At 28.8% G+C, this 14,904-nt stretch carries 15 protein-coding genes; 4 read left to right on the plus strand and 11 right to left on the minus strand.

The window, feature by feature from the left end:
- Window positions 1–54: 54 nt before the first annotated feature.
- From VLM92_RS06780 to yabG, 5 genes are all read right to left on the minus strand, one after another.
- Window positions 55–735: a GntR family transcriptional regulator gene (locus tag VLM92_RS06780; RefSeq protein ID WP_325275588.1), complete on the minus strand. Its 681-nt coding sequence runs from the start codon at window positions 733–735 to the stop codon at window positions 55–57.
- Entirely contained in the window at window positions 728–1,609 is an 882-nt protein-coding gene (gene ispE, locus VLM92_RS06785) for a 4-(cytidine 5'-diphospho)-2-C-methyl-D-erythritol kinase (RefSeq protein WP_325275589.1), read from the minus strand. The genes VLM92_RS06780 and ispE overlap by 8 nt, the downstream gene beginning before the upstream one ends.
- A gap of 105 nt (window positions 1,610–1,714) precedes the next feature.
- Window positions 1,715–3,265 (minus strand): DUF3794 and LysM peptidoglycan-binding domain-containing protein, encoded by a 1,551-nt coding sequence (locus VLM92_RS06790; protein ID WP_325275590.1) that lies wholly within the window; start codon window positions 3,263–3,265, stop codon window positions 1,715–1,717.
- 92 nt (window positions 3,266–3,357) lie between these two features.
- Window positions 3,358–3,624, minus strand: a complete 267-nt coding sequence (locus VLM92_RS06795) for a Veg family protein (protein WP_325275591.1) — start codon at window positions 3,622–3,624, stop codon at window positions 3,358–3,360.
- A 140-nt stretch (window positions 3,625–3,764) separates the two neighbouring features.
- A complete protein-coding gene (gene yabG / locus VLM92_RS06800; RefSeq protein ID WP_325275592.1) occupies window positions 3,765–4,625 on the minus strand; it encodes a sporulation peptidase YabG in 861 nt (286 codons plus the stop codon).
- 170 nt (window positions 4,626–4,795) lie between these two features.
- On the opposite strand from yabG, the gene VLM92_RS06805 reads away from it, so the two are divergent.
- Window positions 4,796–5,890: a PfkB family carbohydrate kinase gene (locus VLM92_RS06805; protein WP_325275593.1), complete on the plus strand. Its 1,095-nt coding sequence runs from the start codon at window positions 4,796–4,798 to the stop codon at window positions 5,888–5,890.
- Window positions 5,884–6,807, plus strand: a complete 924-nt coding sequence (locus tag VLM92_RS06810; RefSeq protein ID WP_325275594.1) for a pseudouridine-5'-phosphate glycosidase — start codon at window positions 5,884–5,886, stop codon at window positions 6,805–6,807. Before VLM92_RS06805 ends, VLM92_RS06810 begins: the two co-directional genes overlap by 7 nt.
- Before the next feature lie 184 nt (window positions 6,808–6,991).
- On the opposite strand, the gene VLM92_RS06815 is transcribed toward VLM92_RS06810, so the two are convergent.
- The 5 genes from VLM92_RS06815 to VLM92_RS06835 all read right to left on the minus strand — a co-directional run bounded on the left by VLM92_RS06815 (window position 6,992) and on the right by VLM92_RS06835 (window position 10,029).
- Entirely contained in the window at window positions 6,992–7,135 is a 144-nt protein-coding gene (locus VLM92_RS06815; RefSeq protein WP_325275595.1) for a hypothetical protein, read from the minus strand.
- A gap of 27 nt (window positions 7,136–7,162) precedes the next feature.
- On the minus strand, window positions 7,163–7,660 hold the full coding sequence (locus VLM92_RS06820) for an SEC-C metal-binding domain-containing protein (protein ID WP_325275596.1): 498 nt from the start codon (window positions 7,658–7,660) through the stop codon (window positions 7,163–7,165).
- 105 nt (window positions 7,661–7,765) lie between these two features.
- Window positions 7,766–8,470, minus strand: coding sequence for a UPF0489 family protein (locus VLM92_RS06825; protein ID WP_325275597.1), 705 nt, complete (start codon window positions 8,468–8,470; stop codon window positions 7,766–7,768).
- Window positions 8,471–8,485: 15 nt separating this feature from the next.
- The gene (locus VLM92_RS06830) at window positions 8,486–9,157 is read right to left on the minus strand and encodes an RluA family pseudouridine synthase (protein WP_325275598.1); all 672 of its coding nucleotides are present in this window, start codon (window positions 9,155–9,157) and stop codon (window positions 8,486–8,488) included.
- Complete coding sequence (locus tag VLM92_RS06835) at window positions 9,157–10,029, minus strand: class I SAM-dependent methyltransferase (RefSeq protein ID WP_325275599.1); 873 nt, start codon at window positions 10,027–10,029, stop codon at window positions 9,157–9,159. Before VLM92_RS06835 ends, VLM92_RS06830 begins: the two co-directional genes overlap by 1 nt.
- 156 nt (window positions 10,030–10,185) lie before the next feature.
- Between VLM92_RS06835 and VLM92_RS06840 the strand changes: the two genes are divergently transcribed.
- A complete protein-coding gene (locus VLM92_RS06840) occupies window positions 10,186–10,692 on the plus strand; it encodes a ferritin (protein ID WP_325275600.1) in 507 nt (168 codons plus the stop codon).
- Window positions 10,693–10,819: 127 nt separating this feature from the next.
- On the plus strand, window positions 10,820–11,560 hold the full coding sequence (locus VLM92_RS06845) for a DUF3298 and DUF4163 domain-containing protein (protein WP_325275601.1): 741 nt from the start codon (window positions 10,820–10,822) through the stop codon (window positions 11,558–11,560).
- Between the two features lie 125 nt (window positions 11,561–11,685).
- Here VLM92_RS06845 and carB read toward each other — a convergent pair whose 3' ends face one another.
- A complete protein-coding gene (gene carB / locus VLM92_RS06850; RefSeq protein WP_325275602.1) occupies window positions 11,686–14,892 on the minus strand; it encodes a carbamoyl-phosphate synthase large subunit in 3,207 nt (1,068 codons plus the stop codon).
- Between the last annotated feature and the right edge of the window lie 12 nt (window positions 14,893–14,904).

Below are 14,904 nucleotides of genomic sequence, written 5' to 3' on the forward strand. Positions count from 1 at the left end.
AATTTAATTTCATTTATACAAAAATAAAAAAAAAGAAGGTCTAACCCTCTTTTTTTAAAGATGTTTATTATGCATTGCTCTTTCTATCATAAATTGCTCTGCATTTTCTATATGCTCTGTAGCGTATTTTTTTGCAAGCTCAGTATCACCTTTTTTAATTGCATCTAAAATAAGTTTGTGCTCTTTTATTAGATTTGCAGACGAATCAAAATCAGAAACATAAGTTACTCTAAACCTATATACTTGTTCCCATAACGAAGTTATTAACTGATGTAACTTTTTATTATTAGTAGCTTTAAATATGCATTCATGGAACTCAACGTCTTTTTTAAGTAAAATATCTACATCTGAATTATTAACACTTTGCTCAAAATCTTTAGCTATTTTTTCAAGTTTTTTAATATCATCAGAGTTTATTCTTTCTGCTGCTAATGATGCTGCTAATCCTTCTAAACTAGCTCTAATTTCTAATACATCGATTATATCTTTTAAAGACATATTCGCTACATAAGCTCCTTTTCTAGGAAGCATAATAACTAATCCCTCTAATTCAAGCTTTCTTATGGCTTCTCTAACTGGTGTCCTACTTACTCCTAATTGCTCTGCTAACTGAACTTCCATTAATCTTTGTCCAGGTTTCAGTTTCCCTTCTACTATTGCTTCTCTTAAGTTTTCAAATACTACATCCCTTAATGGTTTATAATCATCCAAATTTAGTTTAGTTAAATTATCCATTAATCTCAACTCCTTTTTCACTACTATTAACAACATATACTTGAGAGTATTTTTCTAATAACATTTTTTCACCTTTTAAGGCATCCTCTTTTTTTTCAAATAAACCGAATACTGTCGGTCCACTACCACTCATCATAGATCCTAAAGCATTACTTTTCATCATAATATCTTCTATTTCTTTTATTTCTTTATGATATTTACTTGTTACAGTTTCAAGAACATTAACCATATTTTCTGCTACAGGTTTTATATCTCCTTTGTTTAGACAATCTATTAAGAATTTATTATCTGGCCTACTTTGAATATTTTTTAAATCTAACCCTTCGTAGACTTTTTTAGTAGATACAAATAAATTAGGCTTGCACACTAATATACTAACATTTTTAGGTAAACCTTTTATGTAGGTTAATTTTTCTCCTACCCCTTGTGCTAAAGCAGCTCTTCCCAAAATGCAGAATGGTACGTCTGCTCCTAAGTTAAACCCTATTTCTTGTAACTCTACTTCTGATAAATTCAGCTCCCATATTTTATTAAGTCCTACTAAAACTGCAGCTGCATTTGAACTTCCTCCAGCCATCCCTGCTGCTATCGGAATGTTTTTTTGTATAAATACTTCCACACCTTTATTTATGTTGAATTTATTTTTCAATAAATTAATAGCTTTATAAACAATATTATTATCATCTAATGGTATATCAGAACTATTGCTTTTTATAATTATATCTTCCGTACTTAATTCTTTTATTTTTATGGTGTCATATAAATCGATTGTCTGCATTATCATCTCGACTAAATGATATCCATCTTCTCTTTTTCCTAATACATCTATGGATAAATTTATTTTAGCTCTACTTTTTAACTCTATAGAATTCATTGTAGCCTCCTTGTATATATTATAATGCATTTCTAACTATTAATATTATACTACAAAAAAAAATAATAGGGGATTATAATCCCCTATTATTTTTTTTATATTATACTAATCTGCTAAAATAACTTTCTTTTCTAGTATTAAACATTTTCCTGGACTTAATGGTTCTTCCATTTTTAGCTCATTTAATTCAGCTATTTCAGATTCAGTTGTGTTATATTTCTTAGCTATATTCCAAAGATTATCTCCTTCTTTACATATATAAACTATTATACTTGGAGCTTTAGATAAATCATATACACCAAGATCGTCACCTTTTACTATAAAGCTTTCCGATTTCTTGTCTACAGCCTCTGTAAATCTTTTAACTTTTATACTTAAATCTATTTGATCTCTATTTAAATCTACATCTACTTTTTCTATACATGCTGTACTGAATACCTTACAAGTATCTGTTAAGTTTTCTATTACTGTATCATGTTCAAAAGGTATTTCTTCACTTATCTTGTAAACTATTTTTAACCCTTCTACCGGAACATATAGTATATCTACTTTTATTATACCTTGTATTATACTTTTATCTTCTTCTATATAAGCATTTTCTATAGATATACTTGGGCATACACTAACTATATCTTTTATTTGTATATCGTCATTAGCGTTCTTTATACTTTCTCTTACAATAAAAGTTTCTGTTCCACTGTTTAAAGTTTTATTAACTTCTATTGATCTATGATCAAATTTTATTATTTTTTGTGGAGAGTAAGCATCTTGTAAAACTTCTCTTGTTATTTCATCCGTTACTTTAACCTTGCAACCTACTGTGCAATCTATTTCCAATATACCTGCATTGTTCTCTCCATTTTGTTTAAATGTATAATTAAAATCTCCCATAGATAATAAAGTTTCTTCTGTCATTCCATCACAAACCCCTGGAACTTCTATAAATTGAGTAAAGTCTATTCCTATTCTATCTAATTCAACTAGCTCACCATCATATGTACAAGCTAATGGATTTAATTCTACTACTCCCCCTATTATAACCTTATTGTCAGCTACTCTACTTTCTTTTATTCTAGTATACGGATTCAAACTTATTATAGATTGTAATTCTTCAGTATTTATAGTTATAGTATCTCTTATTACACTTTCTGATTTTTCTATCCCTATAATATCTTGGTAGTTTATTTCTTTTCTATATTTTTGTATACCTTCTACCTGAGATACATCTTTTATTATATCTAGTTTTTGTTTATCAAATAAGCTACCTCTTATATTCATAAGAGCACCTACTCTTATTTTTCTTTCATTCATTATTGTACAATCTACATGTTCGATTTCTGGGAATAGCATATATTCCATATCTTGAATTATATTATCTTTTTCTATAACTTCATTTATGTCTATCTTTCCATCTACACTAGAAACTGTGTTTTTATCATCTGTAATATAAATTACATTATAATTAAAACTCCCTCTACAAACGATCTTTCCGTCTGCAACTTCTATCTTTTTAATAGATATGTACCCTTCAGTTTTTACAATATCATAAACATCTGATTTCTTATCTGGTACAACAGCCTCTGTTTCTATAAATGTTTGAAATTTGCCAAAGTCTATTCTATTATCCACCTTAATTACATCTTTAATTAATTCCATATTTGTCCCCCCTGTATTAAATAAAACTATCACACTATATTTATATTTCAGGAACAAAAAAAAAATTACACCTATTTTTAATAGGTATAATTTTAACTTACATGTAATTTATTTTGATCTTTAAATACTTGCAACTTTACATTAGATGTCAATAAATCTGAATAACTATATGATACTCTCGAATATCCACTTCCGTCATCATCTAATTTTACAACAAACACACTTGGATAAACTTTTTCTAGTATTCCTTTTTTGGTAACAATCTGTTTTCTTCCTTTGTTAGCCTTAAGTAATATTTTCTTACCTAAGTATCTTTCCAAACTTGCTCTTATATTATCTAAAGTTTGAACAGTGGCCATAATATCACCTTCTTTAAACGTTTGTATGTTTACATAATATCATATATATTTTTTTTTGTCAAACTAATTATTTTATATATTTTCAATACAAAAGTCAATAGTATTTTTTAGAATATACAGTATAATTTAGCTAAGCTTAGTTAATACAAAATTGATTTAGGCATTGCCCATCTAAATTTACCTCTTGTCTCTGATCCTCCTACCCCCTTCATACCAGTAACTGTCTGTTCTATAACCTCATCTATAGGTACTATTGTATCGATTCTTGAACAAGCTATTTTTTCTACAACAAAAACAGGATCTAGTGCATGTATCATTATTCTTCCTGGTGAGCTTGCATAATTTGCACCTGCTTTTATTATTTGTTCATAATTAGATTGACATGCACCTGCAAATATCACTAAACTATCTAAATTAGGTTGCCATTTACGTGCTTGTTTTACTGCCTTTATAAAATTCATTGAATTTTTATAATTATTTAAGTCTGTTACATTTCCTTTTCTAGAAGTTAAAGCATCATGGCCCGTTATTACAAGTATGTCTGGGTTATGCTTCTCTAACAAAGCTCGCACTTCTTTATACTGATTTGCTTCTGATATAGCAACCCCTATGGCTGGAATTCCTAATTCTGTATATACATCTAAACATATTTTTAAATATTCTTTATCACCATCTATTTGCAACACCTTTCCTGGCATACCATAAACATTAGTATTTGCTTGTAATTTAGGTGCTGCTCTATTCATATTTTGTTGCCTTTCTTTTGCATTTCTCATTGATTGATATAATAAGCTTTCTACATTTTTATCTAATAGAACTTCTTTTATGTTTGGAAGTTTTACAATCTCTAAATCATCTAAGTATGCATCTGCTATTATTCTAAATGCAATACCTTTCAATATTGCTAATTTTTGGTTATTTTCATCTATGCTGAACCCTGCAATTTTAAATACAATATCTTTGTTATATGATTTTCTTGCTACTATATCTCCTATCTTCATAGTTGTCCTCCCTAATAACTTTTATCTTAATTTATACTATGTTTGATATTTTTTTTTGTTCCTTAAGAATATAAAACATTTTTTTGTTGAAAAATTAGTAACATAATGTTAATATTTTTCTAATCAAATGTTTATTCTGATAAGCAAATATCTATATAAAGGTGATAAGTATGACTGATAGAGAAAAAGAAATTTTAGATATTTTAAGAGAAAATCCTATGATTTCTCAACAAGAATTAGCTAGTAAGCTATGTATAACTCGCTCTTCTATTGCAGTACATATAACTAACCTTATGAAAAAAGGATATATAAAGGGTAAAGGATATATTTTAAACAAGAGTAATTATGTAACTGTTATAGGAGGAGCTAACATTGATATACAAGGTATTCCTAATAAATCTATAGTTATGTTTGACTCTAATCCTGGTAAGGTTAACATATCTTTAGGTGGTGTTGGCAGAAATATAGCCGACAATATATGTAGATTAGGCATAAATACAAAACTTATTTCTGCCGTTGGAAATGATTTATACGGTAATCAAATATTATCAGAGTGTAAAATTTATGGAATAGATGTTGATGATTGTTATGTTTCAAATGAAGTACCTACTTCAATGTATGTTTCAATACTTAATGATTCTAATGATATGCAAGCTGCTATCTCTCATATGGATATACTAGATAAAATAGATATATCGTATATTAATTCAAAACATCAATACATTAATGATTCATTAGCTATCGTTATAGATACTAATTTATCTAAAGAAGTGATAGATTATATAACTTTAACATATTTAAATATTCCCATTATTATTGATACAGTCTCAACAACAAAATGTATGAAGATAAAAGACATAATAGGAAGATTTAATACTATTAAATTAAACAAGTATGAAGCAGAAGCTTTATCTGGAATAAAAATAAATAGTATAAATGATTTAGAGCTATGCTCTAAATACTTATTAAAACAAGGTGTTAAAAAGCTATTTATAACACTTGGAAAAGATGGTGTATTCTGTTCTACTAAAGAAACTAATATAAAAATTGATAGCATGAAAGTTAATATTATTAGTTCCACAGGTGCAGAAGATGCATTCACTGCAGGTCTTGTATATAGTCATTTAAATAACTTTGACATTGATTATTCTGCTAAATTTGCTATGGCTACATCTATAATAGCACTGTCTCATGAGAGTACAATTAATCCTAATATGTCTGTAGACAATGTCGAGAAAATACTTAAGGAGATGATTCTATGTTAGAAAAATATTTACAAGTACATCCAGAGGTTAAAAAGGCCATAGAAGCAGGAGAACCAGTAGTTGCTTTAGAATCAACTATAATATCTCACGGAATGCCTTACCCAATAAATATAGAAATGGCTAAAAATGTAAGTGATATAATAAGAAAAAACGGAGCTGTACCAGCTACTATAGCTATAATAAACGGTATATTAAAAGTCGGTCTTACTGAAGATGAAATAGAGTTCTTAGGAACAAGTAAAGATATTGTTAAAGCTAGTAGAAGAGACTTACCTTTCTTAATATCTAAAAATTTAAATGGAGCTACTACAGTTGCTACTACTATGATATTAGCTAGCTTAGCTGGTATTAAGGTATTTGCTACAGGTGGTATAGGCGGAGTTCATAGAGGTGCTCAGAAAACTTTCGATATATCTGCTGACTTGCAAGAATTAGCTAATTCTGATGTTTGTGTAGTTTGTGCTGGAGCAAAATCTATATTAGATATAGGTTTAACATTAGAATACTTAGAAACTAACGGAGTTCCTGTAATAGGATTTTGCACAGATGAATTCCCTGCATTCTATACTAGAAAAAGTGGATTTGGTGTTGACTACAGAGTAGACTCTTCTATGGAAGTTGCGCAAGCTTTAAAAGCTAAGTGGGATTTAAATTTAAAAGGCGGAATGGTTATAGGCAATCCAATACCAACAGAATTTGAAATGAATTACGATGCTATAACTAATGCTATAGAAATAGCTTTAAGAGAAGCTGATGAAAACAATATAACTGGAAAAAAAGTTACTCCTTTCTTGTTAGATAAAGTTAAAACTCTAACTGCTGGTAAGAGTTTAGACTCTAACTTAGAGTTAGTTTATAATAACGCTAAAATTGCTGCTCAAATATCTAAAGATTTAGCTAACATCAGCAATAAGTAATAAAAAATTCGATTCGCTTGAGCGACATGTCGGCGAACCATTTCATATCGCCAACGACCTATATTCTCAAACTTAGCACTTGGCATTACAATTTATCCACAAACCAGATAAGTCATAATACCTTAGTATATAAAAAAGATTGTCTCACTAATGATTTTATAAATCACTTAGAGACAATCTCTTTTTAGTCTTCCTTTAAGTTAGGTATTACTTTTTTGACTTCTTCGATTTGGTGCCATGTTTTTTCTAGATTATTCTGATTTATATATTCTTTCACACTTGTTAAAGAAGTAAATTCTTTCACAGATAGATCCTCTTCATCATTCATAAATCTTAAAATAAACATAAAGTTACCTTACTTTCCACAACACTTCTTGTATTTCTTTCCACTTCCACATATACAAGCATCATTTCTTCCAATTTTTTCTTCTTTAACTACTGTCTTAGAATTTTTGTATGCTTTTTGTATTTCTTTTCTTTGTGCTTCTGGTAATATATCATTCCATCCTTGTAAATTATATAACCAGTGAGCTTCTACAGCTACCATGTTGTAATATAATTTTTCCCAGTCTATGTCTAACTTTATTGTACTGTCCGCTTCTATAGTTTCTAAAGTTATATCTTCCTTTAAACTTTCACTTATTCCATCTATGAATCCCATGAAGTATTCAACTGAAGCATTGTGACTAGCTGCTAAGTCGCTAACTTTTCCTTCTATAATTTCCATCTTCTTGTTTAAAAGCTCATTGTATATCCCAGCTTCTACTTTTAAGTACTCTTCCCAGAATTTCACTTCTGATTCTTGACTTTCATGATTATCACTTAAATTTCTCCATTCAGTATATAAACTCATACTTTTTCCTCCTAAATATATCATTTTTACTTATAGTATAAATTGATTGTATTTTAATTTAATTTTTTCAACTCTATATTATACCACAATTTCTTAAATTAACTCTTACATTATATCATAATTAAATAATTCTTTTAATACTTTTATGGCATACTCTTGATCTATAAAAAATGGGCTACTTGCTATAGTAATAACTTTTGCTCCTTTTATAAGCTCTTGTATCTTAGATATTTTTATATTGTACGGAATATAGTTCATATCTTTAGAGAATATATCTAAATCTATATCTAGTACATACTCGCCTTCTATATTTAAATCAAATCCATAGGAACTATCTATTATAATTAGTTCAGAAAATATATTATGTTTTATTGCTGGTTTTATAAAACTTCCTACATTTAGAACTTCATTTGTATATCTAAATACATCATCAATATCTTCTATATCTACATTATAATTTTCAGGTTCTCTAGTGTCTTTATGTTGATCTACATGAACCAATTTACATCCCTTACTAAAGTGTTTTTGATTTAAACTTTTTATCCAGAAATAAAAGGCATGATTGTGATTATCAAATATGTAAACATCTTTATCTTCATAAGGATACTTAATCATATTTTTTAAACCTTTAGCTTTTATTTCAAGTTCTTCATCTATTTCATTGAATACTACTTTATCACCAACAAAAACATCTTCTAAAGTTCCTTCTATTAGCTTAGGTACATATATTTTCTTATTGCTTCTATCTTCATATGAGAAAATATTATTACCTGTAGGTTTTTCTATATAAAATCCTGTATATTTATCCATATTACTTCCTCTTTATTATTTTTTAAATAAATCCCATGGATATTCTTGTGGAGGTTCACATACAAATTCCATTTTTTCTTTAGTAGTTGGATGCTCTATTTCTATTTTATGAGACCATAGAGATATTTGCTGACCAACTTTATTTACATCTTGTCCATATCTTTGGTCTCCAAATAGTGGGTGATTTCTATTTGCAAATTGAACTCTAATTTGATGAGATCTTCCTGTTTTTAAATCTATCTCAACAAGGCTAAATCTATCTTTTTTACCTAAAGTTTCATAGCTTAGTTCTGCATTTTTTGCTTCCTTATGATCTTTTCTAACTACAGTTACCATATTAGTTTTTTTATTTTTATAAAGGTAATCTTTTAAAGTATCTTTTTCTTTGTTCATTGTTCCATGTATAACAGCTCTATACGTCTTTTTAAAAGTCTTATTTCTTACTTGCTCAGACAACCTAGATGCAGCTTTAGATGTTTTTGCAAACACCATAGCACCTCCTACAGGTCTATCTAATCTGTGTACCAAACCTATATATACATTTCCTGGTTTATTGTATTTTTCTTTTACATATTGCTTTAAAAAATTAACCATGTCTTTATCATTAGTGTCATCACCTTGAGATAAAATATTTACCGGTTTTTCTACAACTAATAAATGGTTATCTTCATATATAACCTTTATCATTACTTAGACTCCCATCTTCCAAATATACCACAAGGAAGAACTTTCCCATCTCTAGAAGTAGGTATCCCTATTTCTCCACCATATATTTTTCCACCTTTTGATTTCTTTTCAACCGTAGCATCTAATATATGTTCTAAAATTATTGGAGATAATCCAGTAGTATATGAGTTTATTAAGAAGAATAATGGCTGATCAGATAATACCTTAGTACATAAGTTAACTAAGTCAAATAATTTTTCTTCTATTTGCCAAACTTCACCTTTTGGACCTCTTCCATAAGAAGGTGGATCCATTATTATAGCATCATATTTATTTCCTCTTCTTATTTCTCTTTCAACAAACTTAACAACATCATCAACTATAAACCTTACCTTTCTGTCCTGTAGTCCTGATGTATGTAAATTTTCTTTAGCCCAAGTTACCATACCTTTAGATGCATCTACATGACAAACCTCTGCACCTGCTGCTGCACATGCTACAGTAGCTCCACCTGTATATGCAAATAAATTTAATACCTTTATAGGTCTATTAGCATTTTTTATTTTATCCATTGACCAATCCCAGTTAGCCGCTTGTTCTGGGAATAATCCAGTATGTTTAAATCCAGTAGGGCTTATATTAAACTTTAAATCTTTATAACTTATAATCCATTTTTCTGGGTATTTTTTCTTATGTTCCCACTGACCTCCGCCTCTACTACTTCTGTGGTAATGCCCATGTGGATTTTTCCATAATCCACTTTCATTTTGTATTGGCCACATTACTTGAGGATCCGGTCTTCTAAGTACCACATCTCCCCAACGTTCTAATTTTTCTCCATTACCCATATCTATAAGTTCATAGTCTTTCCATTTATCTGCTAGTAATAACATTAACTTCCTCCTAAATTTATTAATCTCAATTTATGTATTATACCATATTCTTACTTTATATTTTCGGTATTTTAAGCACTTTATATTCTTATTATAAATTATTTGGAATAGTATTATATTAATAAAGTTTAATTTCATTTATTAGGAGGTCTATTTATGGCAAGTAAAAAAGTTTTACAGGCTTTAAACAGTCAAATTCAGAAAGAATTTTTTTCAGAGTACTTATATATATCTATGGAAGCATATTTTTCAGAGCATGACCTAGATGGTTTTTCAAATTTCTTTAATGTTCAAGCTAAAGAGGAAAGAGACCATGCTTATAAATTTTTTAATTATGTAAATAAATCTGAAGGAAAAGTTATACTAGAAGCTTTAGATCAACCTAGGGTAGATTTCAGTAGTCCTCTAGAAGTATTTGAATTAGCATTAGACCATGAAAAATATATTACAAAGTCAATTCATGAGTTGTTAGATTTAGCCTTAGAAGACAAAGATTATACTACAGCATCTTTCTTAAATTGGTTTGTTGATGAACAATCTGAAGAAGAAGAATCTATGAGTAAAATAGTAAAAAAATTAAGATTATTAAATGAAAATCCTGCTGGACTTTTTATGTTAGACCAAGAACTAGCTCAAAGAGCTTACATACCTCCAGTAGTCTAATATTAATATAATAAAATAGTGCTATTTTCTTTTTCCCAAAAGAAATAGCACTATTTTATTATTAACTATTTTATATATATAGCATATTATATTGTGATTGATTTTTTTAATAAGGGGTGAATTTAAAATGATAAGTTCTAAAAAACCTGATACTTGTATATATAACTTACTTTATGTGAAATTTAATGAAGATATGGATAGAGAGAATTATTTTTCATATAGTTTAGAATATCCTACTTTCTATAACTTTGAAAATACTTATTTTCATGTTGATTCAAATGTACTTAACAATATAAATTCTACAATTAAAACTGATGTTTATACATTTAAAGATGGATTACTTGAAGAAGAAAAAGATTTTAACGATTTAGCTTCTAAAAATAATCTTTCTAAAAAAAATTATAAAGTTTTCTCAGATTATGCAGTTACATTTAATAAAAACCATATTTTAAGCACAACATTAAATCTAATGGGTTTTGATGGAGATCACGACCCCCTATATAACCAAATAAATAACTATAATTTCGATTTACTTACAGGAAATAAAGTTTATCTTAAAGATATTTTCAATCAAGGTGTAGATTATATCAAAGTTATTACTGACTATGTAAATTATAAAATTAATCAAAATAAAAATTGGTATTATGAAAATTTTTCTATCGATATTTCTGATGACCAAGCATTTTATTTAACTGATGATGGTATAGTTATATATTTTGAATTAGGCGAAATAGCACCTAAAAACTTTGGAGTCCCTAAATTTAAAATTTTATTTGATAAATTTGCACCTTATATAAACCCTCGTTTTTATTGTATTGCTCAAAATGTTAATTATTTTTATAGACGAAAATATAGGGTGTATAGATAATAAGTTGCTTATCTTCTAGAATTGATTTATATAAATCAAGTAAATCAATTTTTTATAATAAACTTATTATTGTAATCAAAAATGATAAATTCACGTTATAGTGAATTTATCATTTTTCATTTTTATTATTTAGCTATATTATAAACTTCTAACCCAGCATTTTTTATCTGTTTTTTCTTAACGTCTACTAAAGCTTTTAATGTATCTAATGATGTCATTACTTCTGTTGAAAATTCTGTTGCAGTTCTTCTTATCTTAAATCCATCTCTTGTAGAGTCATTTCCTTTAGTAGGAGTATTTATTACTATATCAACTTCTTTGTTTCTTATAGCATCTAATATATTAGGTCTAGCTTCTTCTACCCTATTAACTATAGCAGCTTCTATTCCATTTTCTCTTAAAGAACTCGCTGTTCCTTCTGTGGCTACGAAAGTATATCCTAATTCTTTCATATCCTTTGCTATTTCCATAAACTCTTCTTTATCATAGTTATTTATAGTAGCTAATACTACACCTTTTTTATCAGACATAGTTTTACCTGCCGCTATAAATCCTTTGTATAATGCTTCTTCTAGGTTTTCACCTACGCCTAATACTTCTCCAGTAGATTTCATTTCAGGCCCTAAGCTTACATCTACTCTAGCTAACTTAGACATAGAGAATACTGGTACCTTTACTGATATTAATTTAGGTTCTTTATATACACCTGTTCCGTATCCTAAATCTACTAACTTCTCACCTAACATACATCTAGTTGCTAAGTCTACTATAGGCACATTACTTACCTTACTTATATACGGTACTGTTCTACTTGCTCTTGGATTAACTTCTATTATATATAATTCATTTTGGAATTCTATAAATTGTATATTAACCATTCCAAGTACGTTTAATTCTAATGCAATTTTTTTCGTGTAGTCTAATATATTAGCCTTTATTTCATCACTTATATTTTGACTTGGGTACATCGTTATACTGTCCCCAGAGTGAACTCCTGCTCTTTCTAAGTGTTCCATTATTCCAGGTATTAATATATCTTTACCATCACATATAGCATCTACTTCTATTTCTCTACCTACTAAGTACTTATCTATAAGTACTGGATTTTTACTATCTCTTTGGAAAGCACTTTCTAAATATCTAGCTAATTTATTTTCATCATAAGTTATTTCCATACCTTGCCCACCAAGTACATAAGATGGTCTAACTAGCACTGGATAACCTAATTTTTTAGCTTCTTTTATACCTTCTTCAACTGACCATATAGCTTTTCCTTTTGGTCTGTTTATATCTAATTTTTCTAGTAATTCTTCAAACTTCTCTCTGTCTTCTGCAGCATCTATATCCGCAAAATCAGTTCCTAATATTTTTATTTTCTTTTCATCTAAGAACTTAGCTAATTTTATAGCTGTTTGACCACCAAATTGAAGTATAACTCCATCCGGATTTTCCTTTTCTATTATATTTAATACTTCTTCTTCCGTTAATGGCTCGAAGTATAGTTTATCAGATGTATCAAAGTCTGTACTTACTGTTTCTGGGTTATTGTTAACTATTATAGTTTCTATTCCCATGTTTCTTAACGATTTTACACAGTGCACTGAACAGTAATCGAATTCTATACCTTGACCTATTCTTATAGGTCCAGAACCTAAAACAATCACCTTTTTCTTATCGCTCACTTCAACTTCATCATATTGTTCATATGTAGAGTAGTAGTATGGAGATAATGCATCAAACTCTCCTCCACAAGTATCGACCATTTTGTAAGATGGTTGTATGTTGTATAACTTTCTTAACTCACATAATCTCTCTGGACTTATCTTCATTAAATCAGCTATACCTTTATCAGAGAATCCTTTTTTCTTTAATTGTAATAGATATTCTTTATTTAAGTCTTCTATCTTCATTTCCTTTAATTTCTCTTCTTGTTCTACTATCCACTTAAATTTATTTATAAACCACTTATCTACTCCAGTGATTTGTTCTATCATTTCTAATTTGTAGCCTCTTCTTATCATTTCAGCTAAGTCAAATAATCTTTCATCATCAGGAACTACTATACTCTTCTTTAAATCTTCTATACTCTTTTCTTCTGATGGTGCATGAACTAAAGAGTATTTTCCTATTTCAAGAGATCTTATTCCTTTAAGTATAGCTGCTTCAAAGTTACTTCCTATACTCATTATTTCTCCAGTTGCCATCATCTTTGTTCCTAATTTTCTATTAGCTTGCTTAAACTTATCAAATGGCCACTTTGGTATTTTAACTACTACATAATCTAATGTAGGTTCAAAACACGCATAAGTTTTCTTTGTAACTGCGTTTTGTATTTCATCTAATGTATATCCTAAAGCTATTTTAGCTGCAACTTTTGCTATTGGATACCCAGTAGCCTTTGAAGCTAGTGCTGATGATCTACTAACTCTTGGATTTATTTCTATTATTGCATATTCTAAGCTATGCGGATTTAATGCTATCTGTACGTTACATCCACCCTTAACTTCTATTGCATTTATTATGTCTATAGATGCTTTTCTAAGCATTTGATATTCTTTATCACTTAAAGTTTGGCTAGGCGCTACAACTATACTATCTCCTGTATGTACTCCAACTGGATCTATATTTTCCATATTACATACAGTTATACAGTTTCCGTTACCATCTCTCATTACTTCATATTCTATTTCTTTCCAACCTTTTATACTTTTTTCTAATAATACTTGCTTAACTGGACTTAGTTGTAAACCTTGAGTAAGTATTTCTGTTAATTCCTCTACTGTTTCAGCTATACCTCCACCAGTTCCACCTAATGTGTATGCTGGTCTAACAACTACTGGATATCCTATTTCTTGTGCAAATTGTAGTCCACCTTCTAAACTCGTTACTATATCACTAACTATAACTGGCTGATTTATTGCTCTCATTACGTCTCTGAAAGTATCTCTATCTTCACCTTTTTTTATAGATTCTATAGAAGTACCTATAATTTTTACATTGTACTTTTCTAATATACCAGCATCATGTAATTCAACTGCTAAGTTAAGTCCTGTTTGTCCACCCATTCCTGCAAGTAAGCTATCTGGTCTTTCTTTTTCTATTATTTTTTCTATAAATTCTATTGTTAATGGCTCTATATATATTTTATCCGCTACTTCTCTATCAGTCATAATTGTAGCTGGATTACTATTTATTAATACAACTTCTATTCCTTCTTCTTTTAAAGCTTGGCATGCTTGTGTTCCTGAGTAATCAAACTCCGCTGCTTGCCCTATTATTATAGGTCCTGAACCTAATACTAACGTCTTTTTTATACTATCTATTTTAGGCATGATTTTTTCTCC

This window comes from Romboutsia sp., from assembly GCF_035470145.1.
GTDB lineage: Bacteria > Bacillota > Clostridia > Peptostreptococcales > Peptostreptococcaceae > Romboutsia_D.

Excerpts from the sequence above, each read along its gene's own strand:
- VLM92_RS06825 (WP_325275597.1), bottom strand. The coding sequence starts at position 8,470 with ATGGATAAATATACAGGATTTTATATAGAAAAACCTACAGGTAATAAT.
- VLM92_RS06840 (WP_325275600.1), top strand. The coding sequence starts at position 10,186 with ATGGCAAGTAAAAAAGTTTTACAGGCTTTAAACAGTCAAATTCAGAAA.
- yabG (WP_325275592.1), bottom strand. The coding sequence starts at position 4,625 with ATGAAGATAGGAGATATAGTAGCAAGAAAATCATATAACAAAGATATT.
- ispE (WP_325275589.1), bottom strand. The coding sequence starts at position 1,609 with ATGAATTCTATAGAGTTAAAAAGTAGAGCTAAAATAAATTTATCCATA.
- VLM92_RS06790 (WP_325275590.1), bottom strand. The coding sequence starts at position 3,265 with ATGGAATTAATTAAAGATGTAATTAAGGTGGATAATAGAATAGACTTT.
- VLM92_RS06805 (WP_325275593.1), top strand. The coding sequence starts at position 4,796 with ATGACTGATAGAGAAAAAGAAATTTTAGATATTTTAAGAGAAAATCCT.
- VLM92_RS06835 (WP_325275599.1), bottom strand. The coding sequence starts at position 10,029 with ATGTTATTACTAGCAGATAAATGGAAAGACTATGAACTTATAGATATG.
- VLM92_RS06830 (WP_325275598.1), bottom strand. The coding sequence starts at position 9,157 with ATGATAAAGGTTATATATGAAGATAACCATTTATTAGTTGTAGAAAAA.
- VLM92_RS06815 (WP_325275595.1), bottom strand. The coding sequence starts at position 7,135 with ATGAATGATGAAGAGGATCTATCTGTGAAAGAATTTACTTCTTTAACA.
- VLM92_RS06820 (WP_325275596.1), bottom strand. The coding sequence starts at position 7,660 with ATGAGTTTATATACTGAATGGAGAAATTTAAGTGATAATCATGAAAGT.
- VLM92_RS06810 (WP_325275594.1), top strand. The coding sequence starts at position 5,884 with ATGTTAGAAAAATATTTACAAGTACATCCAGAGGTTAAAAAGGCCATA.
- VLM92_RS06795 (WP_325275591.1), bottom strand. The coding sequence starts at position 3,624 with ATGGCCACTGTTCAAACTTTAGATAATATAAGAGCAAGTTTGGAAAGA.
- carB (WP_325275602.1), bottom strand. The coding sequence starts at position 14,892 with ATGCCTAAAATAGATAGTATAAAAAAGACGTTAGTATTAGGTTCAGGA.
- VLM92_RS06845 (WP_325275601.1), top strand. The coding sequence starts at position 10,820 with ATGATAAGTTCTAAAAAACCTGATACTTGTATATATAACTTACTTTAT.
- VLM92_RS06780 (WP_325275588.1), bottom strand. The coding sequence starts at position 735 with ATGGATAATTTAACTAAACTAAATTTGGATGATTATAAACCATTAAGG.